Genomic DNA, 24919 nt, shown 5'->3' with positions numbered 1-24919 from the left:
AAAATGGCTAAGAAAAGTAAAAAGAAATTTTGGATTATATTAATTGTTTCAATCGTAGTATTGGCTCTGATTGGGTTTATGATATTTCAACCCAAAGACCATCGAGTCAGTGTAACTACCAGCAAAGTTGACACGCGGACGATTACGCAAACGGTTTCGGCAATTGGGAAAATTCAGCCGGAAATGCAAGTCAAAATTTCATCGCAAACATCAGGTGAAATCATATTCCTGGGTGTGAAAGAAGGCGATACTGTAAAACAAAATCAATTGCTTGTCCGAATCAAACCCGATATAGTCGAGGCACAACTCAAGCAAGCACAAGCTACAGCCGAAGCTGCAAAGATGGAAATCGGAGCTCGTGAAGCCGAAAAAGACCGTGCTGCCGCCGATTTCAAACGAATCCAAGATTTATTTAAAAAGGAATTCGCATCAAAGAAAGATTTTGATGCTGCCGAAGCTGCTTTCAATGGTGCATCTTCATCATATAAAGCTGCTTTAGCAAGGTATCAATCAGCATTAGCACAGCTTAGTCAAGTTGAGCGTGATAAAGATAGAACTTCTATATATTCGCCAATTGCCGGAGTGGTCACAACTCTTGGTGTTGAGCTTGGTGAAAAAGTTGTCGGAACGGGGATGATGCAAGGTACCGAATTGATGCAAGTTTCAGATTTGTCAATTATGAATGCTCTCGTAAACGTTGACGAGAATGACATAGTATTGGTTGCAATCGGCGATACTGCTCATGTGGAAGTTGATGCTATTTCCGATATGAAACTACGCGGTATTGTAATCGAAATTGGTCATTCAGCTATTACGAGTCAACTTGGTTCGCAAGACCAAGTCGTCAATTTCCAAATCAAAGTTCGATTAATTGACAATGAGTACCGTTTGCGTCCCGGAATGAGTTGCAATGTAGAAATTCAAACCGAAACAAGACATAATGTATTGGCAGTGCCCTTGCAAGCCGTGACTGTCCGAGATGCAAGCCTCAACCCAACAGGCAATTCAGAAAGGAATGACGGCTCTGCACTGGCTGCAGGATTGAAAATAGTTCGTCCTCCGTCAGTTGTATTTCTGAGCAAAGGTGGCAAAGCTGTCTTAACACCCGTTAAAACAGGCATCAGCGACAAAGGCTTCATCGAAGTAATGGAAGGATTGCAATCCGGTGATGAAATCATATCGGGAAGTTTTGTAGCAGTAAGCAAGGAACTCAATGATGGTATGGAAATCAAGATTGATTCTGCGATGCAACGTAAATTAATTAAAAAATAACGAGAAATTCTGATGAACGACAAAAAATTGATTATTGATATTGAAAATATTTCCAAATTGTATGATATGGGTGTTGAAACTGTTTATGCTCTGAGAGATATTACACTTCAAATCCACGAAAACGAATACGTTGCAATCATGGGACCATCAGGCTCGGGGAAATCTACGCTAATGAATATTCTCGGTTGTTTGGATACGCCTACCGGTGGCAAATATATGTTCGGTGGAGAAGATGTCAGCGTAATGGATGATGATGATTTGGCTGATATTCGCAATCGTAAAATTGGCTTCGTATTCCAAACATTCAATCTTTTGGCTCGTGCTACTGCTATTAAGAATGTGGAGTTACCGCTCGTTTATTCAGGGCGACCAAGCAGTCAGAGACACGAAACTGCCAAAAAAGCTCTGATTGATGTCGGTTTGGGAGATAGAATCACACACAAACCTAACGAACTTTCGGGTGGACAAAGGCAACGCGTTGCCATTGCTCGTGCTTTGGTAACTAATCCTTCGATAATATTAGCTGATGAACCTACAGGAAATCTTGATTCCAAAACCGGCGAAGAAATTATCGCACTTTTCCGTGATTTATGGCATAAAGGGAATACAATTATTTTGGTGACTCATGAAGAAGAAATCGCTCGCCATGCTAACAGAATCATTCGTCTCCGCGACGGATTGATTGAAAGAGATGAGCTAAATCAAAAAGCCGGTTAAATAATCTCATGACAATCGTAGAATTTAAGGAAACAATCGTAATTGCTATTGATGCGATGAAAGGCAACAAACTTAGGTCTTTGTTGGCATCGCTGGGCGTTGTGATTGGTATTTCCACTGTTATTTTGATGGGTTGGGTGTTGACCGGATTACAAACTGCTATGGACGAAACTTTCCGAATGATTGGGGTTGATATTTTGTATATTGACAAATGGGATTGGGCAGGTGGTAAAAACTGGAAGTTAGTACGTCAGCGCAAGGACATCACTTTCGAACAAGCCAACCTCATGATGGATAGATTAAATAATGCTGAACTCATTTTCCCGACTGCAAGAGATTGGGGTGGCAATATAAAGTATGAAAATTTAGTTTTTAACGGTATCACAATTATCGGGACAACTTCCAATCACGGTTTGACATCTGCAGGAGAAACAATCGAAGGAAGATATTTTACTCCTTTTGAAGAATCAATTCATTCCAAAGTCGTGGTTCTCGGTCATAAAGTATTTTCAACGATTTTTCCTGATGGGAACGCTCTGAATCAGACCATCAAAATAAATGGACATAAGTTTCTGGTAATCGGTGTGATTCGAAAGCAAGGCACTATGTTTTTTGATTTTATTGACAATCAAGTTTTCATTCCTGTTGGTTCTTTTGTAGCTATGTACGGAAGGCATCATCGTTCAATTTCGATTGGTATTAAAGCCGGGTCTGAAGATAGGCTCGATGAAGTCAGGGAAGAGGCGAGAGGCATAATGCGTTCAATCAGAAACGTAAGCCCCGAAGCTGAAGATGATTTTTCCATAAACGAAACAAAAGCCTTTGAAAATCAAGTTGCAACTTTGAAATTATACGTTTGGGGAATTGGTATCGGAATGACAATTTTATCATTCATCGTCGGAATAATAGGGATAATGAACATTATGTTTGTTTCAGTTACCGAACGAACGAAAGAAATAGGTATCCGAATGGCAATCGGAGCAAAACGTCGCTCAATTTTATTCCAATTTATTGTCGAATCTTCAACTTTATGTTTCATTGGGGCAATTATTTCACTAATACTTTGCTCGGGCATTACATTTGCAGTAGCCACAATTCTGCCTCAATTCGTTGAAGAAGCCGGATTTTTGACACCATATTTGCCATTTCAATTGCTAGTAATTGCATCAATTGTATCAATTTTCGTAGGAATACTTTCGGGCATTATTCCGGCAATTAGAGCTTCCAAACTGAATCCAATAGATGCTTTGAGGTTCGAATAATGATAGTTTTTGAAAGTATATCAATAGCAATTGATTCGATTAGATTGAATAAATTAAGAGCTTTCTTAACATTGTTAAGTATTTGTATTGGCGTTTTTGCTATTATAGTAGCAATTACACTTGTCAAATCAATTAATAATACCGTTACTACTCAAATGGCTGAACTTGGAGAAAATACTTTTTCTATATATAGAATGCCTAAAATCCAATTTGGCGCTCATACTTGGAGAAAGTATGCTGGGAGAAAGCGAATAATTTATTCACAAGTGCAAGATTTTAAGAAAAATATGATGCTTGCCTCTTCGGTAAGTGCCATGAGTACATCTTCAAATCACACTCTCAAAACATCAATATCTGAAACTAATCCCGATGTCTCTTTAATCGGTACTGATGCAAGCTATTTCGAGACAAATAATATAAGTATTGCCGATGGCAGAGCATTTATAGATGACGATATCACTTTCAACCGAAACGTTACTATAATCGGTAATGATGTAGTGCAGTTGGTCTTTCCAAATTCCGACCCAATTGGCAAAGATATTATTATCGGTAAACAAATTTACAGCGTTATTGGCATACTCGAGACAAAGGGGGCAGTTCTTGGACGGAGCCAGGATAATGTTGCTATCATACCCATAACTCAGTTTTTGAAATATTATTCTACAAGATGGGAAGAATCGCTGACAATCAATGTCAAAGCTACGTCTCGCGACATGTTGATGCCGACAATTGACGAAGCAATAGGGATTTTGCGTGGTCTTCGGGAGGACCAACCCTGGGAATTGAGTTCATTCGAACTTGAAACAAATGAAACAATAGCACTGCAATTTGCGGGTCTAACAGGCTATTTGTCCTTGTTTGGCTTCATTACAGGCTTTATCGCATTATTTGCTGCCGGTATTGGCATCATGAATATCATGCTCGTCACAATTAAAGAACGCACGAGAGAAATTGGCATCCGAAAAGCTGTTGGTGCAAAAAAAAGTTGGATTATGAGCCAATTCATTATCGAAACAATCACTCTTTGCCAGTTTGGTGGCGTTCTCGGCATTATTCTCGGTCTGTCATTGTCATATTTATTTGGCAATTTGCTCGGGCTTACTTTGGTAGTGCCTTTTGATTGGATTCTGTACAGTCTGATAATTTGCACTTTTCTGGGTTTGATTTTCGGTGCTTATCCGGCATGGAAAGCTGCGAATTTAGACCCGATTGAAGCACTTCGCTACGAATAAATCGCTTTTTTAAATATTTCACTCCAATTTACGTAACTATCAATTTATAATTTGAATAAAATTGAATGAACGATAAATCTAAATTGGCGGAGCGTCGCTCGTGGTATATGTACGATTTTGCAGTTTCGGCATTTACTACTACGGTGATAACGGTATTTTTGGGTCCCTATCTGACCACAATTGCGAAAAATGCAGCAAACGCTGATGGTTTTTTGGATATTTTCGGAATTCCAATTTATCATGGTTCATTTTTCACCTACTGCGTTTCACTTTCCGTAATCCTTCAAGTTTTCCTGCTTCCGGTTCTCGGCGCAATTGCCGATACAAGCAATTATAAAAAGAAACTCCTCATTATCTCTGCCTATTTGGGAAGTATTGCAGCAATGTTGCTTTATTTTCTGGATGATACTAATTATCTGTACGGTGGTGTTCTTCTAATAATTTCAAATGTTGCTTTCGGCGCTTCCATGATTTTTTACAATGCTTTTTTGAATGACATTGCCACCGAAGACGAACGCGACAAAGTCTCATCATTAGGCTTTGCGTGGGGATATATTGGTGGGGGAATTTTGCTTGCAATCAACTTGGTTTTGGTTATGCAAGCGGAAAATTTTGGTCTTACAATGGGTCATGCCGTCCGAATATCATTAGCATCAGCCGGACTTTGGTGGGCTATTTTCACAATTTTTCCGGCAATTCATCTTAAAGTTCGCGTCCGAAAAGCTCTGCCGAAAGATGCAAATATCGTTAGCTATGGCTTCAAAGCAATTATTCAAACTATCAAAGACGCCCGAAAATATCCAAAAACACTTCTGTTTTTGTTGGCATACTTGATTTACAATGACGGAGTCCAAGCTGTGATTGTAGTTTCGTCGCAATTTGGGCAAGAGGAATTGGGCTTAGATATTTCTACGCTGACTACTGTGATTTTGATGGTGCAATTTGTAGCATTCTTTGGAGCTGTATTTTTCAACAAGTTAGCTGAATGGTTTGATAGTAAAAAAGCATTATTATTGAGTTTGCTTATTTGGATTGGGATAGTCGTTTATGCTTATATGTTCTTAAATTCAACGCTCGGATTCTACATCTTAGGAGCTGTTATTGCAATCGTATTGGGTGGTACTCAAGCTTTGAGCCGTTCATTGTTCTCGCTGTTAATTCCGAAAGGCAAAGAAGCCGAATACTTCAGCTTATATGAAATCAGCGAGCGGGGCACAAGTTGGATTGGTCCTTTGGTCTTCGGTTTATCATTGCAATTTACGGGCTCGTACAGAATTGCCATTTTTTCATTGGGAATATTCTTTGTATTTGGGGCATTATTATTGCTTAGAATAAACATGAAAAAAGCAATCTTAGAGTCCGGAAATCAATTGCCGGCTAACTTAATGAGAAATTGATGCAAATTCAACATCATATTTGGAAGATATTCTGGACTGCAGCCGATAAAGCAATATTTATACTCTATGGTCTCGTATATCTTGTCCAAGCCTCAATCATGGACCCTTCTGAGTTGGGTTTGTTTGCGTTATTCATTGCTCTCAATATTTGGATTTTCGTCCTGAGCGATTCTTTTGCTTTGCAATTGTTGATTCAATTCGGTTTCGATGAATCCAATAAAAGGAAAGTAAATTCAGTTGTGATATTACTTCATGTGATTGTTGTAATTGGTTTATCTTTATCGGTTTACATTGTTACGCATCTTTTGTCCTTTGAGATGACAGAATCTCGAATCCTCGAAATTGGCTCTTATTTGCCATTACTTGGATTGCTAATGATTCCACGAACATTTGCCCAAAAGTTGATGCTAAAAGAGCATCAAACCTTCAAAATATTCATTAGTGATGTTGCTTTTTTCGCCGTGATGGCTTATTTCATACTTTACGCCAAAATCAATCAATTGCCATGGGATTTTTACGATGCAACAGATGCATATTTCTATGGCGCCGGAGCGAGTTCTTTGATTAGTGTGGCAATGGTATGGAGGGAATTAAAATTTGATTTTTCGGGTCAAGTGACAATAAGAGAAATGCTGAGATTTAGCTTCCCAATCACTTTAACCAACTTATTAAATACTATTCCTAAGCAATTGGATTTATTTATAGTTAAACTATTCTTCGATTTGCATTATGTCGGCTTATACCAAACTGCTAAAACGCTTTTTAGATTTTTCGAAGAAGGTATGAATGGAATTAATGGCTTGGTCTATCCGGCTGCAGTCAGGTTTATGAAGTCTCAAGATTTGGCATCATTCAAACAATTGTTAGTAAAATCTGTTTCTTTTACATTTCTTACCTTTGTAACACTTGCATTTTTATTTCTGACCGGGATTGCCGATGTTTTCATAGAGTGGTTCTTAACCGAAAAATATTCGCTGTCGCTCGGATTATTTAAAGTCATGCTATTTACAGCGCTGCTATTGCCCTTTTCAATATTCTATTTTTTGGTTGTTGCGACCGGCAAAATAAATATATTGCTCAAGAATACAAGCATATCTATTGTCATTAGCTTAGTAACTTATACTGTGATTGGATTATTGGGGATAGGAATGTTAATGCCACTTGGATATTTTGCTTATCTAGCATCTATGACAATACTAAATTACAAGCTGCTTAAAAACTCATCATATGTAGAATTCAAAAGTTCCGACTTATTTCAGGGAATCAAAGACATCAAAAGTTACTTGCAAAATCGCTCTAAAAGTTGAATTCAATAAATTAATCTGCTTTTAAGATTGGCAAATTAACTTTAAACGAAGTACCTTGACTTTGCGAACTTTTGACTGTAATTTGTCCGTTTAACTTTTTGACCGATTCATTGACAACGGATAAACCTAATCCTGTTCCGGGAGTAATGCCGACATTTTTTGCTCTAAAGAACATGTCGAAAATATGATTCAATTCTTCATGAGGTATCCCAATCCCAAAATCTCTGACTTCACAAAGAATTGCATTATCACTAATGGCAGCTTTGATAATAATTTCAGAATTTTGAGGAGAATATTTTATGGCATTTATGATTAGATTATTAAATATATGCCATAAAAGTTTTGAATCACTCAAAATAAAATCAATATCCTTGGAAATTGAGAGGTTAAATTTGTGTTTTGTCGTGAAGGTTTGCTTGATGTCTTTAATCAAATTATCGAAAAAGTTTTGCAAGTTTACTTCTTGCAAATTCAAATCCAATTTATCGGCTTCGCTTTTGCCTATAAATACTGTATTGTCGAGCAAGGCAGTAAGACTATCAACGGAATAAATGATTTTTTCGATTTGCTTTTTAATTTGTTCTACGGTAAATCTTTCATAATATGAATCAATCAATTGCGAAGAAGTTCTGATGACAGTCAGCGGAGTTCGAAATTCATGAGAAACCATATTGACAAATCTCATTTTCATCTCGCCTAATTCTTTTTCTTTCATGAACAATCTTCTAAGTTCCTGTTCAATTGTTTCTCGTTCTGAAATTTCGAGTTTTAATTTTGTAACAAGAATTTGTAAATCCTCAGTTCTCTCGCTAACTTTTAATTCAAGAATTTCATTTGCATTTTTAAGTGTTTCCTCAAGTTCTTTTCTGGTGCTAATGTCAACAAAACTTTCAATGATAATGTCTCTAAGTCCGGATTTTATTTGAGTAGCAGTTCTGAGAATCGGGATTTTATAATTATTTCTATTCAATAAAAATGACTCAAACATTCCTGATTGTTTCGAAATCTTATTCTCATCATGAATAAATTCAGGGTTTTCGGGCAAAAAATCGGCTACAAGTCTATTTGAAAGAAGCAATTCATCAAGCCCGATTAAATCTTGCGCAATTGGATTTGCTTGAATGATTTTTTTATTATGATTATCTACAATTAAAATACCGGTCAAAACTGAATCAATGACAGTGCGTAACTCTCGTTGGCTTTGTTTCAGGTCAATTGTACGAGCATGAACCTTTTGTTCCAATATTGCTTTGCTGACTTCCAAATCACGATAAGTTTGCAATGTCTGTATGTCCGAAGCAAACATACTGACAAATAAAATATTGAACCTGTACAAAATCTGGTTAATATCTGCAATTGGTTTGCTAGTTTGAATTAGAATTAATCCGTTAATTGTGCGTGAAGTTTTGAGTGGAATTAACAATAAATTGCCTGCAAAGCTGAAATTATCGCCCAAATCATGTTCCAAAAGTGTGCCTGTGCTTAAGACCTCTCCTACAACACCTGTTTCAATTACGTGGTCAGCAATCTTTCTGAAAAGATTCTCCGACGATGCAGGGTTTGAAATTTTAAAATTCAGCGAAAAATCAGATGATGAAACTAAAAATAAGGCGACAGATTGAGCGTAAGGTAGCTGTAGGAATACTTTAATACCTTCGTTTAGAATTTCATGTACAGTTGATGATTGTGATTTAAAATCTATATATTCCTCGATTGAAATAAAAAAATCCTTCCAATCTGAATTCAATTCATTGTCAATTTTTTTGTTTGTCATTCTTTATGCCTTAAGTTTAATAGAAGACTTAACGACTCATTAAATTCCATCGTAATATATTTGTAGTGATTAGTGAAAAAATGTTCCGGTAAATTCAATTTATTCCAAATTTCAATATTTGGTTGTGGAACTATACTTTCGCAAGAATATCCCATTCCGTACATATTTGCAACAATATTGGCAATATGAACAGTACCGACAAGGTGGTCAAAAGTATTATCAACCATACCTGAAGTGTGGTAGCGAATTGCATTTTTTATGGAGTTAGGTAGTCGCCATTTTTCAGTCAACATTTCTCCAATGACTGTATGCGTGATACCTAACAAATTTGTCTCAGCTTCTCTGATAGTAACTTTATTGTTGATTGAATACTCCATTACTTGAGCGTATTCAGCAGGAATCATCTTCAGGAAAACCAATTTTCCAAGGTCATGTAATATGCCCGACAAAAAGTAGTTTTCTAAATTTCTTATGCCTGTTGATTTCCCAATTTGTCGGGTTATGATACCTACACCAATCGAATGTTTCCACAAATCAACAGGGTTAATATCGCTTCGCGAATTAATTGAGTTGAAAAGCTTTATGATAGTCAATGCTGTTACGATGTTTTTTACTTCGTCAAAGCCAATATAAAGAATCGCTTGAGATACTGTATTAATTCTACCTTGCAATCCGTAAATTGCAGAGTTCGCAACTTTGAGCAATTTCGATGAAGATGCTTGGTCTTGAGTAAGGAGATGAGCAAGTTCGATGGATGTTGTGCGAGGGTTCTGCATCAAATCCATTAGAGTTGAATAAATTGTTGGTAACGTCGGGAATTCACGCACCCTGTTTATCAATTCATTGCTATTTATCAATCTTGGGGACATCCTTACTCGTAAAATTCGTTTGCTGAAACATAAATTGCAGACTGTAACAAGTCTAATTCAATATTATTTCTTGGTTTCCAAAGCATTCTCTTCTCTAATTTACCTTTGCAAACATCTAATATTTCGTCACTAAACTCTATTTCATTATCCGAATCTTCAGATTTGATTGAAATCAACTTAATGTTCCATGTTCGTAAAATTCTGAGTTTTTGCGGATTCAATGTTGCACCCACAGCCAATAAGGTCTGATTGAAATTATTCAAAATTGGTTCAGCAAGTACCATTCCATCTTGAGCTTCTTCCAATTTTACCATTTTCCGCATTTTTACCTCAAACTTTCTACGAATTTAATCTTTTTTCTCGTATCTACATCATCAAAAAGAAATTTTAATGGTGTGACTGAGACAAAATTGTCTTCAATTGCCGTATCATCGGTCTCTTTATCATGGTCTGATGTAATATAATCGCCGGCAAACCAAAAATATTCGTTCCCAAATGGGTCTTCTCTTCTTTCAAACCAATCATTCCAATAGGATTTTGCTAATTTGGTGACGCGGATTCCTTTTATAGAGCTAGCTTCGATTGCCGGAATATTCACATTGAGGAGTATTTTAGTATCCCAACTTCGTGAAATTACGCTTTCTATGATTTTGATTGCATATTCTTCCGCTGCAATCATATCAACATTTAAGCTGTGAGAAGAGACTGAGAAAGCTATGGAATTTATTCCTGCCATAACGCCTTCGACTGCAGCGGCAACTGTGCCCGAATACATCACATTGATAGAAGTGTTTTTGCCGTGGTTGATACCTGATAGTATCAAATCAGGCTTAATTTCGAGTAGGGTAGTGAGTGCTATTTTGACGCAATCTGCCGGGGTTCCGTCAACTGCATAACCGAAAAATTCCCGATTTTTATAATGCTTCTGCACTTTCAGAGGGCGATTGATAGTCAGAGCGCTACTTACTGCACTTTGTTGCCTGTCAGGTGCGAATACTGTAACTTTGCCGAATTTGCTTGCTGCACGTGCTAATACTTCTAAACCCGGTGAATTGATTCCGTCATCGTTTGTAACTAAAATATTGAGTTCTTTTTCCAATTTTCATCTATTTGATTAATCTAGTAATGTCATTAAATAAGACAAATGCCATAAATAGCAACAAAATAATAATGCCGCCTTGTTGGAATGCCATTTTTACTTTTGTTGAGACTTCGCGTCTTGTGATACCTTCTATCAGAACGAATATAATATGACCGCCGTCTAAAGCCGGGAATGGTAAAATATTCATGAATGCTAATGAAATCGAAAGCAGTGCCAAAAATCGTAAGAAGCTCTCAATTCCCCGATCGGCTTGCTCGCCTGCCATATCCATTATCATTACCGGTCCTGCGATAGATTCCTTGAACGAAAGATTGCCCATGATGATTTGTTTAATCGAATTAATCAACAATTCGACTGCGGCAATGCTTTCTTGCGTACCAATTTTGATTGATTCAAAAAATCCATATGAAACACTAGTGAATGGACCATAACCTAATTGGACGCCAATCATTCCATTTTCATCGCTGATTATTGAATCTGTGATTATTTCGTTTTGTCTTTTACGCACAAGTTCAATTTTTTTCTCTTTGTTTGCTTTTAATTCATCTTGTAAAACGCTGAAACCACTTATTTTGATACCATTGATACTAATTAATGTATCACCTTTCTGTATTCCGGCTTTTTCTGCGGGTTTGCCGGGTATTGTATTGTCAACGTACGCAAATATTCCACCCGGTGATAATCCAAGCGATTCTTTATTTGCCAATGCTTTCAGAATTTTTGTGCCGTCGGCTTTGACAATTTTGATTTCATTTTCACGCTTTAATTCAATATTCAGTTCGTTTCCGAATTCTTTTAGTGTAATTGTTTCTACAAAATCAGACCAAGAGCTTATCTCGGCTCCATTGACGCTTAAAATATCGTCGTCTTCCTTCAATCCAATTCGGTCAGCTACGCTAGCGGATTCGATTTTACCTAATTTTGTGGAAGCTATTACCGATTTGCCCTGTGTGAAAGTAATGAAACTAAACACTACAATTGCAAGCAACAAATTCATTATAACTCCGGCACTCAGTACAAACAATTTTGCCAAAGTACCCTTAGACCTGAATTCATATGGCTGCGGCTCGGAGGCTGCGAAATTCGTATCGAAACTTTCGTCAACCATGCCCGATATTTTAACATATCCGCCAATCGGGAAGGCTGCAATCCGATAATCAGTATTTTCGCCCAATTCAATGCTATCCGACAAATTGCCAAAAGTAAAGCCGTTTATTTTATTCCAACCGAATAGTCTTTTGCCCATTCCGATACAAAATACATTTGCACGCATTCCGGTCAGCCGAGCTGCTATAAAATGCCCGAATTCGTGTACTGCTACAAGTATCCCAATTACAATTATAAAGTAAAATATATTTGAAATAAGTTCCATATTATCTTTTTAAATTATTAATAAATTCTGAAGCCTTTCTTCTGGACATTTTGTCCGTAATTTCAATTTCATCAAGTGATGGATTCGTAAATATTTCTGTAGCTTCTAAGGTACTTTCAATTACCCGAGCAATGTCAGTAAATTTGATTTCATCGTTCAAAAACGAACTTACGCAAACTTCATTTGCAGCATTCAATGCAGCCGGCGAATTTTTGCCTATCCGTAGCGATTCATACGCTAAGTAGAGGCATGGATAACGTTCGCGAGTAGGTTGCCAAAAATCCAATCCTGATAAGGACTTGAAGTCCAATCGGGGGAATTCGTTTGCCACTCTATTCGGCAAATGAATTGCATATGATATCGGCACTCTCATATCGGGCAAACCCAATTGTGCCTTGATTGAGGCATCTTTGAATTGCACAAATGAATGAATGATTGATTGAGGATGAATAACGACTTCGATTTGTGCGGGCAAAATATCGAAAAGCCAATGTGCTTCAATCACTTCAAAACCCTTGTTCATCATCGTTGCAGAATCAATTGTGATTTTGCTGCCCATGCTCCAATTAGGATGATTGAGCGCCTCGCTGATTGTGATTGAATCAAATTCATCAAGATTACGTTTCCGAAATGGTCCGCCGGATGAAGTGAGTATGATTTTTTCAATATCAGCGTAATTTTCGCCTGCCAGGCACTGCAAAATTGCATTATGCTCGCTATCAATTGCGATTATTTTCGCACCTGTATCTTTCGCTAAATTTACCATGATTTCGCCGGCAGCTACTAAGGTTTCCTTATTTGCCAATGCTACATCAATTCCTGCTCGCAAAGCTGCAAGAGTCGGCATGACACCACTAAATCCCACAAGTGCCGAAACCACCAAATCATTTTCACTATTTGCGGCGATTTCCACTAAGGCTTCTTCACCGTAAGTAATTTCGCAATCGTAGCTGTAGTGGCGGACAAAATCATCATATGATGCTTTGTTGGCAATTACAACCTTACGTGGTTTGAATTCGGCAATTTGTTTGCTCAAAAGCGGCAAATTATTGTTCGCCGTCAAACACAAAATGTCGAACATTTCAGGGTTGTTTGAAATCACATTGAGGGTTTGGACGCCAATAGAGCCTGTCGAACCCAGAATTGCTATTTTTTTCTTTCTATTCATAACTAAAAGTCGTTTGTAATATCTTTTTGTTGACGTATAGAAAAGAATTTGAATTGGTCTATTGGAACAATTTCGTTTTGTTGGACTTTAATTTTTACGAAATACTTTATCATAAATTTAGAGATGATAGAAATTGTACCTTCGGTAATGTATTCGGCAATGCTTGGGTGCAATTGCAACATTATCCGAAATTCGGTGGAAGTTTTGCGGAAATTTTTCAACCAACGTTCGATATCATTGATTAGAACAGCCTTCGATGTTATTCGCCCCAAACCTTTGCAAGTAGGGCAAATTTCGGTGATTTTTTCCGCAACGTTCAGATTGACCCTATGTCGAGTAATTTGCAACAATCCCAATTGCGTTAGTGGATAAACAGTCGTTTTGGCACGGTCACGGGCTAATTCTTTCTTCATTTCGGCGAATAATTTTTTCCTATTGCTGTCTTCATTCATATCAATGAAATCAATGACAACCATACCGCCCAAATCACGCAAACGTATCTGACGGGCTATCGCTCTGCACGCTTCTATATTTGTTTTGTACGAATTTTTTTCTTGGTCTTTTTCATTAGCACGCCCGGAATTGACATCAACAACAGTCATCGCTTCGGTTTGCTCGATTACAATATCGCCGCCGCCATGCAGATTTACTCTTCGCTTGTAGCTTTTGAGCAATTCCTTTTCGATGTTGAATTCCTCAAAAATACTGCTGCTGCCTTCGTAATATTCGATTCTGTTTTCAAGATGTGGCGAAACCTTCTTTATATAGTCGTTAATTTCCTTATAAAGCTTTTTCGAATCCACCACAACTCTTTCGACGTTAGGTGTGAACAAATCCCTAACAATACTTGTAGCCATTTGCATATCTTGGTAAATCAAAGCAGGAGGGGTGCTCTCTTTCATTTTCTTGTCGATTTCAGTCCAAACTTCAATTAAATCGAGCCAATCTTTTCTCAATTCTTCTTCGCTCTTATCCATAGAAGCTGTTCGGATAATGCAACCAAATTCACCGCCAATAAAACTTTTCGCTGCCAGACGTAATCTGCGGCGCTCTTGGAATGAACCGATTTTTCGCGATACACCAATCATTTTCTCAAAGGGCATCAGCACTAAATAACGACCCGGAATTGCAATCTTGCTCGTTACTTTGACGCCTTTGTTTGCGTAAGCTTCACGAGTGATTTGCACAGCGATTTTTTTGCCTTCGACAAGGTTGATTTTTACATCGCCTGAACGCTTTGTCTTGAAAGTATGCGAAGCATCCACCGCTTTTGTTATTTCTTTCGGTGCTTCAGGTTCTTTTTTGCCTTTCTTTTTACTTTTGGGTTTTGTTTTTTTCCCGTCTTCTTCGACAGGTTCAGCCAAAGGGATTGGCTTTTCGAGTTCTTCGGAATCTTCTTCTTCGGTGATTATCGTTTTTTCGAGCGAATCATCGGCATCGGAAAAGTGGAGGAAAGCATCTTGTTTCAGCCCGATGTCTATGAATGCAGCATTGAGGGAGACTACTACTTTGTTGACTTTCCCATAATAGATGTTGCCAATGATGCGTTCTTTGTTGGGCATTTCGATGAAGAATTCAGCTAACTCACCCTCTTCTAAAATAGCAACGCGAACCTCATTGATAGCCGAATGTATTATAATCTCTTTTTTCATCAAAGCAACACTATGTTAAAATTCAAAAGTATGAAAAATTATCATATATAAAAAAAAAAGAGACCAAGCACTGATGCACCCTAAGAGCAAACTAACCGCTGCTTCCTTCCGGACCTGACGGAATTGGGCTTGTCTTAGCCACACAGGACTTGGTCCTGATTCAAAAATACGAAAAAAAACCATGCTGACCAAAATAAATTTGTTTTTTTGCCAAAAAACTCTTATTTTTGAAGTTCTGTTATGCGCCCGTAGCTCAGCAGGATAGAGCAACAGCCTTCTAAGCTGTGGGCCAGTGGTTCGAATCCACTCGGGCGTACAAAATCTCACTTCAAAATTCTCATACTATAACACATCGCAAACATATATTCATATCAATGTTTGCTTATATATTCATAATTACAAAAAATTAATTTTGCATGAAATATAGATATACTCTGACTATTAACCATTAATTAACATTGCAAGCTTAAATTTGTGGAATAAATGTTGAACGGACAGAGATTTTATGAAAATCAGATTATTTACGAAAATGATCTTCCTAACAGGTAGCATATTCGTATTGATGGCAGTAGTAATTGCATTTTCTTGGTATTCCTTCTACTTGAACAATAAGAACGAAAGCCATGCCAAACTTGATGTACTAATTCTCGAAAGCAGTCAACTCCGACTCGAAATGCTGATTCGGCGAGACTCAGCATTTGCAAATCTCTATTCTACAAATCGTGAAAAGTTGCGGTCAAACTTCCATACTATAGATTCTTTGATGGCAATTTTGCAAAAGGATGCTCGAATCCGCGACTTAGCCCAAATTAAGCTGACCTACGCTAATATGGTAAATGAGTACATTCAGCTGATTGCCGAAATGGGTCTCAACGAAAACGATGGGGTAGAAGGCAAACTCAGGAGAGCCGTTCATGATATTGAACGTAAGTTGGATGAAACTAATCTTGACCGAGCGCAGGTATATTTGCTGCAGGTACGGCGTCGAGAAAAGGACTATATAATGAGGCATAGATTTGAATATGTCCAAAAAGTCTCGGAGGAAATGACAAAAGTTATTGATGCCGTTAATCAGTCAAAAATAAATGATACTACGAGAGAAGAAATTGAACTATTAGCCGCTAACTATCTTGCAAGCTTTTCAAGTTTTGTTGATATCAGCATTGCTATGAATAGTCTCGAACAAGAAATGAATTTAGTTGAAATTCAATTTAAAAAGCTGATTAGAAAAATTGTTGTCGAAGAATCCGCAAACATAGCAGACTTGCAGTCACTTTTGATTTATTTGTTTGCTTTGACTTTGATTATTTCTATAGTTTTAGCGCTGATTGTATCTCGGAGCATTGCTAATCCGGTGGCTCACCTCCAGGAATCTGTTATGAAAGTTTCCGAAGGCGACCTTACGACAAGAGCCGCGATTGAATCAAGTGATGAAATTGGTGAACTCGCCAAATTTTTTAATGAAATGGTGAAAAATCTAAGCGAAAAGAATGAAACCATTCTCGAGCAACAGAAAAAACTCAACCGCCAATATGACGAATTGAAGGAAATGAACATTACGAAAGATAAATTCTTTTCAATAATTGCACACGATTTGAAGAATCCCATTAGCTCATTTTTAAGCGTTTCGGACTTTTTGGTAGGCAGATTTAATGATTTGACAAAAGATGAAATTCGTGAATTTTTGGATGAAGTGCATATTTCTGCCAAGAATGTTTATGAGCTACTCGAAAATCTACTCCTATGGTCTCGCTCACAGCGCGGATTGTTGCAATATAACCCAATGGTTTTAGATTTAAAGACATTAATCGTTAATAATATTGATTTGTTGAGAATAAATGCGGAAGCAAAAGAAATCCAGCTTACATGCAAAATTCACAATCAGTATCAGGTCTATTCTGACCCGAATATGCTCAATACTATATTGAGGAATCTTATAACAAATGCCACAAAATTTACTTCCGAGGGTGGAAAGATTAATGTTTTAGCTACAGATTACGATGATAACCCAGAATTTTGTTGTATAATGGTTGCCGATACCGGCATAGGGATTTCTGAACAAGATATGAAGAAACTGTTTAATCTTGAAAACAGTTTCTCCACTAATGGAACAAAAGACGAGAAAGGTACAGGATTAGGGCTTATTCTGTGCAGAGATTTTGTTTCTCTGCACAAGGGGAAAATTTGGGTCGAGAGTCAGTTAGGCAAAGGGAGCACTTTTTATTTTACAATCCCTTTGGCAAAGATTAATGAAGAATATAATGAATTCTAAAAGAAAGCAAATCAAAAATGGCGAATTAAATCAAGTGATTCTTAGTGAGAATTACTTTGAATTTATGATAGAGCATACCAAAGACGCTATTTGGATTTTGGACAAAGACTTAAAAACTATAAGATACAGTAAAAAAGTAGCAAAAATTACTGAGTACAATTACTACGAGTTCAATGAAAAAAGCTTCCGAAATATTGTGGACGAAAAGTCAATAAATGAAATATTAAACATAGTTTCCGACCACGGCTATTTAAATTTGAAAGAATATAAAATTGAAGGAATCAGACTGAGAACTTCGAAAGGTGATTGTATTTATACCGATGCAATAGTCAAAATTTTGCCGATTTCTGAGAGTGAGTGCAATTTGATTATTCATTTAGATACTTCGCCAAGCATTTATAATAATAGGGATGCTGTTTTAAAAGAATTGAACAGGAATCACGAAGCAAATAGATTCAAATCCATCATGCTGAGCCTTATTAGTCATGAATTCCGAACGCCCCTGACAAGTATTATTGGCTTTTCGGATATTTTGATGAAAAGCTGCCAAAGTCAAGAAGAACATGAAATGCTTTCGTATGTCTTAGAATCCTCACGAAGACTCAATGCCACACTAAATTCCATTTCTACACTCGCTGCTATTGAATCCGAACAATTAATCGTAAAGAAAGAATTGGTTGATTTGAGAGACTTAATGTTCAATCTCAAGCTCAATTTCGAATCTGTAGCTCAAAGCAAAGGGCTTGAATTGAATTTTGAATATGAGCGAAATCTCAAACCTGTATATTCGGACGAAGAGTGTATTCGTCAAATTTTATATTACTTGATAGACAATGCAATTAAGTTTACCAATAGTGGTGGAGTAAGTGTTGAAGCAAATACAATAAGCAACAAATTCGAAGATATCCTAGAACTAAAAATTACCGATACAGGCATCGGTATAAATAAGGAAAAGCTATTTACAATATTTGAACCATTCAGACAGGGTAGTGAAGGTATAAATCGGGATTTTGACGGATTAGGAATCGGGCTAACCATTACCGAAAAATTAGTCAAAAAGCTCGATAGCGTAATCACAGTTGACAGCAAATTGGGCGAAGGTTCCGTTTTTACAATTCACATTCCAAGCCGAACAGCATAGGGATTTATGTCCGGTCATACGGTACGTTTACAAACATAGCCCACAGTTTTAACCGTGTGAAGGAAAACGTTTGTTCGTGATAATCTCGGAGAGATTGAATGTTAATAACCCCGTATGAAATGCGGGGGAAGAAATCGCGACATATTCAACAATCCCGAAGGGATTGAATATCTATAACAAAAGCACACCGGATATTTGTTTGTCGCGAAATGATTGTATATAGATTTAACCCCTTCGGGGTAGAAGCTATTCGGACCGCAACAGCGTCTATCCAATATTTAATCCCTGAATTAATTTGCAACCATATATTCAGTATTTCAAATCCAACATTAATGAATTCGTTTATGTATTGAGACCTCATTATTTAAATTCATCGGTGTATTATTTATAAAAAATTATGTTAAGAGAAATTTTTAGAGAACGGATAAGGCTGCTTACTTCGGTAGAGCGAATACTTGAAGGACCGATGATTTTATTGGGTTTTGTTTGGCTAATCCTGCTTGTGATTGAGTTGGTCTGGGGAATAAACAAGACGCTTGAATACGTAAGTCTTGGCATCTGGGGAATATTTATTATAGATTTCCTGATTAAGATTACACTCGCCCCGGAAAAACTATCCTTCCTCAAAACAAATTGGCTCACAGCAATATCATTGTTTATTCCCGCATTGCGTATATTTCGGATTTTCCGCTTTGTTAAAATTTTACGTGGCGTTCGGGGAATTAGGCTTGTGCGGCTCGTATCGTCGTTCAACAGAAGCATGCGAAGTTTGGGCAAAACCATGAAGCGCCGTGCACTTGGCTATGTGATAATTATTACATTGATAGTAATATTTGCCGGTGCCGCAGGAATGTATGCCCTGGAAAATCCGACGCCGGGATTTACAAGTTATAGCCTTGCGCTTTGGTGGACAGCAATGCGGGTGATTACTGCAGGTAACGAATTTAATCCTATAACGACTGAGGGTCGCGCCTTAGCTTTTTTAATTGCCGTTTTCGGGTATAGCATTTTCGGTTATGTCACTGCCACTTTTGCCAGCTATTTCATCGGTCGCGATGCCGAGGAAAAAGACGCTCCGATTGCGGGCTCGCATGAAATCGATGAACTGAAATCCGAAATCATTGCACTTCGTAGGATAATCGAAGAACAAAAGAAAGATTAGGCGAAATAAGTCTTGTCCTAAAATAAGTTGACAAACATAAAAACCAATTCACCTCACCCCGACCCTCTCCGAAGGAGAGGGAGAAAAACAACCAAAAATACCCCAAAAGCTGCTCCCCCTCTATCAAGAGGTGGTTAGGGGGTGTGTGGTTTTTTTATAAGTCCTAAAATACATTGACAAACATAGCCCACGGTTTTAACCGTGGGATTTTTTTTATGGATAGGTTCATTTAGATATTTGTAAGTACTTTAATCCCAATGGGATTACATGTTTATAGCAATCAATCATGTAGGTTAGGGTGCGACCTCGAAGAGGTCGAATGTATAAAATTAACAAATTTTTCAATAAACATGTGACTCCTTCGGAGTCAAGAGGAATTCACTAACAATTTTTTCCTATAAACATATGACTCTTTCAGAGTCAAGAGGAATTCACTGAAATTTTTTTCCCATTTCCCAAATTTTTTCCCTAATTTTGAGATAATTTCGGCATTCATGTGTCATAGTATATATATACGGAACATGTATTTCAGGGAGAATTTTTATGAAACGAGCATTTTTATTATTCGTTGTTGCAATAATTTTCTATTGCAACCCATTATGGGGTGAAGAAACTGACCCATTGGTGTGGAAAAAGCACATTGGGGGTGAGATAAGTACAGTTAAGTTTAGCCCTGATGGACAATATATTTATGTGCTGTCCAAAGGGTTCAAACCAATGAAACTACTTACGGAAAATGGCGACATTCTGAGGGAATACGAAGGATTCAAACTGACATATAACACATATAGCGAAAATATGGATATTTCAAACGACGGACGAAGGCTTTTCGCGGCTGATACAGGAAATACTATTCATGTTTGGGATACTGAGACCGGGGAACTAATTAAAACCTTAGATGCAGGATATGAACCTTGGAATATACCAGATTGTATGGCGTTGACTGTATCCGAGCGTTACATTGCCGTTTATGTATGGTATAGAATTTATGATTCTCAAATAAGTGAATCTATCAGTGCGATTCATATTTGGGATGTAAATACTTACGAAAAAATAACGACATTCACACCACAAGCTCCAACAAAATTACATACAATTAAGTTTTCGGACGATGGTAGATTTTTAGCTATAACATATGTCCCATTTACTAATGATGTTGAAAGTGAAACTGGAACTATATTGTACAACTCCGGTACTTGGGATACTTACGGGGCTTTTTGGGGACATAAGGATATGTCTGTTACAAAATATGTGGCCTTCTCACCTGATGGTACTATGATGGCTACTTGTAGTGATAGCTATCAAGTAAAGATTTGGGATATTGCCGAAAGAAGACTAATTACTGACATTAGTACGCGTTGGTATCATGCAGAATCTGTAATTTTTACTGAAAATTCTCATGTATTTTCAGGTAATGGAATTTGGACTTATAACCGTTTAGATGGCTGGGAACTTCCTGCTAAAAAGGCGGTATTTCTATACGATGGAATACGTCCGACATCAATTGATTATAATCCGGTAATTGATAAAATTTGTGGTGCACGATTGAGGGATATGGTCTTACTCAAACCGATTAATACTACAAGCATATATGAACCATTCAAACAAAGCCTTACTGCATCCCCAAATCCGGGAACTAATTCAATAAAAATTAGTTTCAATTTGCCAAAATCCGGGCTAACTAATGTTGAAATAAGCGACGTTAACTCAAGGATAATCCGCAAACTGCATACAGGTTTTCTTGAATCGGGGCAGCACAGCTTTGATTGGGATACAAAGGCAATTCCAACTGGTGTTTACTTTTGTAAGATTTCTTCAAAAGAATTTAACGAATCAGTTAAAATTATTGTGGAGAAATAAGATGAAAACATTAATAATTTTATCAGCGTTACTTTTTGTAACTATTAGATTGTCTGCACAAGACAGCGAACCAAGCCCATTGAATTTTTCATATATTGCAAATGGTCAGAATTATACAAATCAAGCATTAAATAAAGCACATTTTCAACAAAGTAATTTTATAATCAGCACTCAATGGGAAGGTCATTCTCGGATGTTGCAAGCCTTGAAATTCAATATGAATCATGGACATAGACCAAGGAATGAGTGGGGTTCTACTTTAGGCAGAGTGTCGTCGTTCCCTAATATTGCCGATTCAGGTTATTCGATGAAATACATTTGGTTTGGTGGTAAGCACGAATGTCGTGGTTTTCAATATCGCCCTACTTTGTATATACCTGAAAACCGGCAAGGAGAATTTATTTATCAAGCCGCTGATACAACAAGGACTGTATTTGGATTCAGCTATATTCGAGATTCGGCACAAGTAATCAATAATCCGAACAGTACAATTTACAAACTATATAAGGATTCTACTAATCTCATTAATGCTGTTGTCCTCGGGAATACGTGGATTAATGATAAATTCTATTTCTTTAGTGGGAACTCAAGCCCTGCTCAAGATACAATGAATGGAAGAAGATGGATTTTTTCGATTAATATGCGTCGTTTGAATATAAACGAATCGGCTAACGACGATGATGTCGTCTTGTCAATTAAGTTACCATATGTTACGAGAATTGACTCTATCACAACTGAATATAACTATATCAAATTTAGCTACCCTCCTAAAACAACTTTAAATGATACAGTTAGGTTGAAATACATCGAAGATAGAGGATTTGCAATGAAAATGACAGATTTACCAATAATTGGCAATACAATATATATTACTAATAGAATGTTACCCGATAGTGCTTTTTTTGTAAATACTGGAAGGCAAGATATTACGATAAATGCTGAATTTATTTGTAATGGTGATGAAGAATTAAACCCTTTATTGAAAACTAAAGATGACGCACCTAATATCCAGAGCATTGATATAGAAGTGACTTATCACGGGAATAGAGATATAGGCATCAATTATTGCCGTATTGCAACTCCTGCGGGTTATAATTTTGTAACAGGAAAAAGCGATAGCTTGATTCGAGCATATTATCAAGCTCATATTGATTCACTCGAAAGTCATAATTATGAAATATTCGGTTTTTATGGTCGTGATGAATTTCCTGAACATTATTATATGGAGCAACGCTACAAAGCTCATGTCCCGTCAGTTGTTATAATTGACGAATAGGGATGAATCTGAATTACAGTCGTCTTTGTAATTATTGACGATACACTAAATTAGAACAAAGACGGAACGAGAAAACACGAATAATAAGACACGTTTAAGGCACGTTTTTTTTGACAAAAAAGAAAAACCCTGACATAGTCAGGGTTTTGAGATAAGAAATCTTGGAATGAGTACGCCCTAGAGGAGTCGAACCTCTAACCTTCTGATCCGTAGTCAGATACTCTATCCAATTGAGCTAAGGGCGCTTGTATGTCTATTTATTCAGCAGCCGGCTTGAGCTTGCTGACAAATTTCGCCAATTTCGATTTCTTGTTCGCAGCGTTATTTTTGTGCAAAATGCCCTTTGCTGCAACTCTATCCAAAATTTTGGTAGCTTCGCTCAATTTTACTACTGCTACGTCAAAATCCGTAGCTTCGCGTACTGCTCTAATCGCTAACTTAGTAGCTTTCTTGAACTGTCTGTTGTACAATCTCAATTTGCGAGATTGTCTCATTCTCTTTAATGCCGATTTATGGTGCGCCATTTCAACCCAATATCAATTTACAATTATTTTAGAACTACAAAAATAACTATACTCATCAAATAAACCAAATGAAAAGTAAAAATTTATTTTCTTTCGTTGATAAGACTATGATATGTTGCATATTATTGTTAAATTTGAGCTTTGGTAATTCACAATCAGGGAGCTAAATGCTAAAAGAGTTACTCAAACCCGAAATCAAAGAGTTGATTGGGACAAGAAATTGGACAGACCTCAAAGTGGTACTGTCTTCTTGGCCCGCTCCCGAAATTGTAGAGCTGTTTTTGGATGTCGAAAAGTCAGACCGTGTGCTGATTTTCCGTGCTTTGCCACGAGAATTGTCGGCGGAAGTCTTTTCGCATTTGGATAGCACACAAAAAGATGCTTTTCTTCATGAACTGACCGACCAAGAAACGCGTCAGCTCTTGGCGGATTTGCCTCCGGATGATAGAACTGACTTGCTCGAGGAGCTTCCGGCAAAGGTTACTACTCGTCTGATGAATTTGCTAAGCCCTGAGGATTTGCAAGAAGCACGGCAATTGTTGGGTTATCCCGATGATAGTATCGGTCGCCGAATGACGCCGGATTTCGTGGCGATTCGCTCTCATTGGACTATCAAAAAGGCTTTGCATCACCTTCGCAAATTCGGCAAAGACAGCGAAACGATTAATCGTGTCTATGTGACTGACCGTGCAGGGAAATTGCTCGATGACATCAAATTGCGCAGCATAATCTTAGCCGACGAGAACAAGCTCGTATCCGATTTGATGGACTACAACATGGTTTCGATTTCCGCTTTCGACGACCAGGAAATTGCCGTCAAAACTCTCGAAAGGTATGACTTGCCTGCCTTGCCTGTGGTTGATTCCCAGGGTGTAATCGTCGGGATTGTAACTTTTGACGACATCATGGACATATCCGAAGAAGAGGTAACGGAAGATTTTCAAAAAATCGGTGGTATCAATCCGGTCGAGCAAAGTTATATTTCTGCGAGTATTTTCAAATTATGGTCGAAACGCGTGCCGTGGCTCATTGCTTTGCTATTTGCAAATTTTTTAACTGCACAAGCAATCGCACATTATCAAGGCGTTTTGGAGCAACTTATCACATTGTCAATATTTTTGCCCTTGCTAATCGGGACTGCGGGTAATTCGGGCACTCAATCGGCTACTTTGATTATCCGAAGTATTGCCGTTGACGGGCTATCCTTTTCGCACGTTCTAAAAGTTTTGAACAAGGAAATAGTTGTGGGTTTGCTTTTGGGGCTTACACTTGGCGTGATAGCATTTATCAGGGGCTTATTTGTCGAAACTGATAGCTTTAATATTGCAATCGTTGTGGGATTTTCGATGTTGGTGATGGTGATTTGGGCAAATATCGTCGGTAGCTTATTGCCGCTCCTTATTGATAAGCTCAATCTCGACCCGGCGGTAATCTCGAGTCCTTTTATGGCAACTTTGATTGACTTTACCGGCATCATAATTTACTTTAGTGTTGCGATATACGTCTTAGGTCTAACAATATAGTTTGGTGTCAAATTTCCAACATTGATTGAGGTATTCT

20 protein-coding genes, 2 tRNA genes and 1 other RNA gene are annotated in these 24919 nt (G+C 37.5%); 13 read left to right on the top strand and 10 right to left on the bottom strand.

Annotation, left to right across the window (positions count from 1 at the left end; translation table 11 throughout):
* The first annotated feature begins 3 nt into the window (after positions 1 to 3).
* The 6 genes from M9949_06810 to M9949_06785 all read left to right on the top strand — a co-directional run bounded on the left by M9949_06810 (position 4) and on the right by M9949_06785 (position 7187).
* Positions 4 to 1272 carry an efflux RND transporter periplasmic adaptor subunit gene (locus M9949_06810; protein MCO5251115.1) on the top strand — a complete coding sequence of 423 codons (1269 nt, stop codon included), beginning with the start codon at positions 4 to 6 and terminating at the stop codon, positions 1270 to 1272.
* Positions 1273 to 1302: 30 nt separating this feature from the next.
* Positions 1303 to 1989, top strand: a complete 687-nt coding sequence (locus tag M9949_06805) for an ABC transporter ATP-binding protein (GenBank protein ID MCO5251114.1) — start codon at positions 1303 to 1305, stop codon at positions 1987 to 1989.
* An 8-nt stretch (positions 1990 to 1997) separates the two neighbouring features.
* Positions 1998 to 3251, top strand: coding sequence for an ABC transporter permease (locus M9949_06800; protein ID MCO5251113.1), 1254 nt, complete (start codon positions 1998 to 2000; stop codon positions 3249 to 3251).
* Positions 3251 to 4483 carry an ABC transporter permease gene (locus M9949_06795; GenBank protein MCO5251112.1) on the top strand — a complete coding sequence of 411 codons (1233 nt, stop codon included), beginning with the start codon at positions 3251 to 3253 and terminating at the stop codon, positions 4481 to 4483. Before M9949_06800 ends, M9949_06795 begins: the two co-directional genes overlap by 1 nt.
* A gap of 65 nt (positions 4484 to 4548) precedes the next feature.
* A complete protein-coding gene (locus M9949_06790) occupies positions 4549 to 5880 on the top strand; it encodes an MFS transporter (protein MCO5251111.1) in 1332 nt (443 codons plus the stop codon).
* The gene (locus M9949_06785) at positions 5880 to 7187 is read left to right on the top strand and encodes an oligosaccharide flippase family protein (GenBank protein MCO5251110.1); all 1308 of its coding nucleotides are present in this window, start codon (positions 5880 to 5882) and stop codon (positions 7185 to 7187) included. The genes M9949_06790 and M9949_06785 overlap by 1 nt, the downstream gene beginning before the upstream one ends.
* Positions 7188 to 7197: 10 nt before the next feature.
* Here M9949_06785 and M9949_06780 read toward each other — a convergent pair whose 3' ends face one another.
* The 8 genes from M9949_06780 to ffs form a co-directional block, all read right to left on the bottom strand.
* The gene (locus M9949_06780) at positions 7198 to 8961 is read right to left on the bottom strand and encodes a PAS domain-containing sensor histidine kinase (GenBank protein MCO5251109.1); all 1764 of its coding nucleotides are present in this window, start codon (positions 8959 to 8961) and stop codon (positions 7198 to 7200) included.
* Positions 8958 to 9830, bottom strand: a complete 873-nt coding sequence (locus tag M9949_06775; protein ID MCO5251108.1) for an HDOD domain-containing protein — start codon at positions 9828 to 9830, stop codon at positions 8958 to 8960. The genes M9949_06780 and M9949_06775 overlap by 4 nt, the downstream gene beginning before the upstream one ends.
* Positions 9831 to 9832: 2 nt before the next feature.
* Entirely contained in the window at positions 9833 to 10153 is a 321-nt protein-coding gene (locus tag M9949_06770; protein MCO5251107.1) for a hypothetical protein, read from the bottom strand.
* A gap of 2 nt (positions 10154 to 10155) precedes the next feature.
* Positions 10156 to 10929 (bottom strand): 5'/3'-nucleotidase SurE, encoded by a 774-nt coding sequence (gene surE, locus M9949_06765; protein ID MCO5251106.1) that lies wholly within the window; start codon positions 10927 to 10929, stop codon positions 10156 to 10158.
* A 7-nt stretch (positions 10930 to 10936) separates the two neighbouring features.
* A complete protein-coding gene (gene rseP, locus M9949_06760) occupies positions 10937 to 12304 on the bottom strand; it encodes an RIP metalloprotease RseP (GenBank protein MCO5251105.1) in 1368 nt (455 codons plus the stop codon).
* A gap of 1 nt (position 12305) precedes the next feature.
* Entirely contained in the window at positions 12306 to 13472 is a 1167-nt protein-coding gene (locus M9949_06755; GenBank protein MCO5251104.1) for a 1-deoxy-D-xylulose-5-phosphate reductoisomerase, read from the bottom strand.
* A gap of 2 nt (positions 13473 to 13474) precedes the next feature.
* Positions 13475 to 15124 carry an Rne/Rng family ribonuclease gene (locus M9949_06750; protein ID MCO5251103.1) on the bottom strand — a complete coding sequence of 550 codons (1650 nt, stop codon included), beginning with the start codon at positions 15122 to 15124 and terminating at the stop codon, positions 13475 to 13477.
* Positions 15125 to 15182: 58 nt separating this feature from the next.
* Positions 15183 to 15279, bottom strand: an RNA gene (gene ffs, locus M9949_06745) — signal recognition particle sRNA small type.
* Between the two features lie 87 nt (positions 15280 to 15366).
* Here ffs and M9949_06740 point away from each other — a divergent pair.
* From M9949_06740 to M9949_06715, 6 genes are all read left to right on the top strand, one after another.
* Positions 15367 to 15440: transfer RNA gene (locus tag M9949_06740), tRNA-Arg, on the top strand.
* 189 nt (positions 15441 to 15629) lie between these two features.
* Positions 15630 to 17396, top strand: a complete 1767-nt coding sequence (locus M9949_06735) for a HAMP domain-containing histidine kinase (GenBank protein ID MCO5251102.1) — start codon at positions 15630 to 15632, stop codon at positions 17394 to 17396.
* On the top strand, positions 17386 to 18537 hold the full coding sequence (locus M9949_06730) for a HAMP domain-containing histidine kinase (protein ID MCO5251101.1): 1152 nt from the start codon (positions 17386 to 17388) through the stop codon (positions 18535 to 18537). The genes M9949_06735 and M9949_06730 overlap by 11 nt, the downstream gene beginning before the upstream one ends.
* A gap of 397 nt (positions 18538 to 18934) precedes the next feature.
* Positions 18935 to 19699 carry an ion transporter gene (locus tag M9949_06725; protein MCO5251100.1) on the top strand — a complete coding sequence of 255 codons (765 nt, stop codon included), beginning with the start codon at positions 18935 to 18937 and terminating at the stop codon, positions 19697 to 19699.
* A gap of 543 nt (positions 19700 to 20242) precedes the next feature.
* Positions 20243 to 21559 carry a T9SS type A sorting domain-containing protein gene (locus M9949_06720; GenBank protein ID MCO5251099.1) on the top strand — a complete coding sequence of 439 codons (1317 nt, stop codon included), beginning with the start codon at positions 20243 to 20245 and terminating at the stop codon, positions 21557 to 21559.
* Between the two features lies 1 nt (position 21560).
* Positions 21561 to 22835: a hypothetical protein gene (locus M9949_06715; GenBank protein MCO5251098.1), complete on the top strand. Its 1275-nt coding sequence runs from the start codon at positions 21561 to 21563 to the stop codon at positions 22833 to 22835.
* A 171-nt stretch (positions 22836 to 23006) separates the two neighbouring features.
* On the opposite strand, the gene M9949_06710 is transcribed toward M9949_06715, so the two are convergent.
* Both M9949_06710 and rpsT read right to left on the bottom strand, forming a co-directional pair.
* Positions 23007 to 23080, bottom strand: a tRNA-Arg gene (locus M9949_06710).
* A 12-nt stretch (positions 23081 to 23092) separates the two neighbouring features.
* Complete coding sequence (gene rpsT, locus M9949_06705) at positions 23093 to 23359, bottom strand: 30S ribosomal protein S20 (protein MCO5251097.1); 267 nt, start codon at positions 23357 to 23359, stop codon at positions 23093 to 23095.
* 167 nt (positions 23360 to 23526) lie between these two features.
* On the opposite strand from rpsT, the gene mgtE reads away from it, so the two are divergent.
* Positions 23527 to 24882, top strand: coding sequence for a magnesium transporter (mgtE, locus tag M9949_06700; GenBank protein MCO5251096.1), 1356 nt, complete (start codon positions 23527 to 23529; stop codon positions 24880 to 24882).
* Positions 24883 to 24919 lie beyond the last annotated feature (37 nt).

The sequence above is a fragment of the Candidatus Kapaibacterium sp. genome, assembly GCA_023957315.1.
Lineage (GTDB): Bacteria > Bacteroidota > Ignavibacteria > Kapaibacteriales > UBA2268 > PGYU01.
Note: the sequence above shows the minus strand (reverse complement) of the source record. Positions and strands in the feature narration are given on the sequence as shown.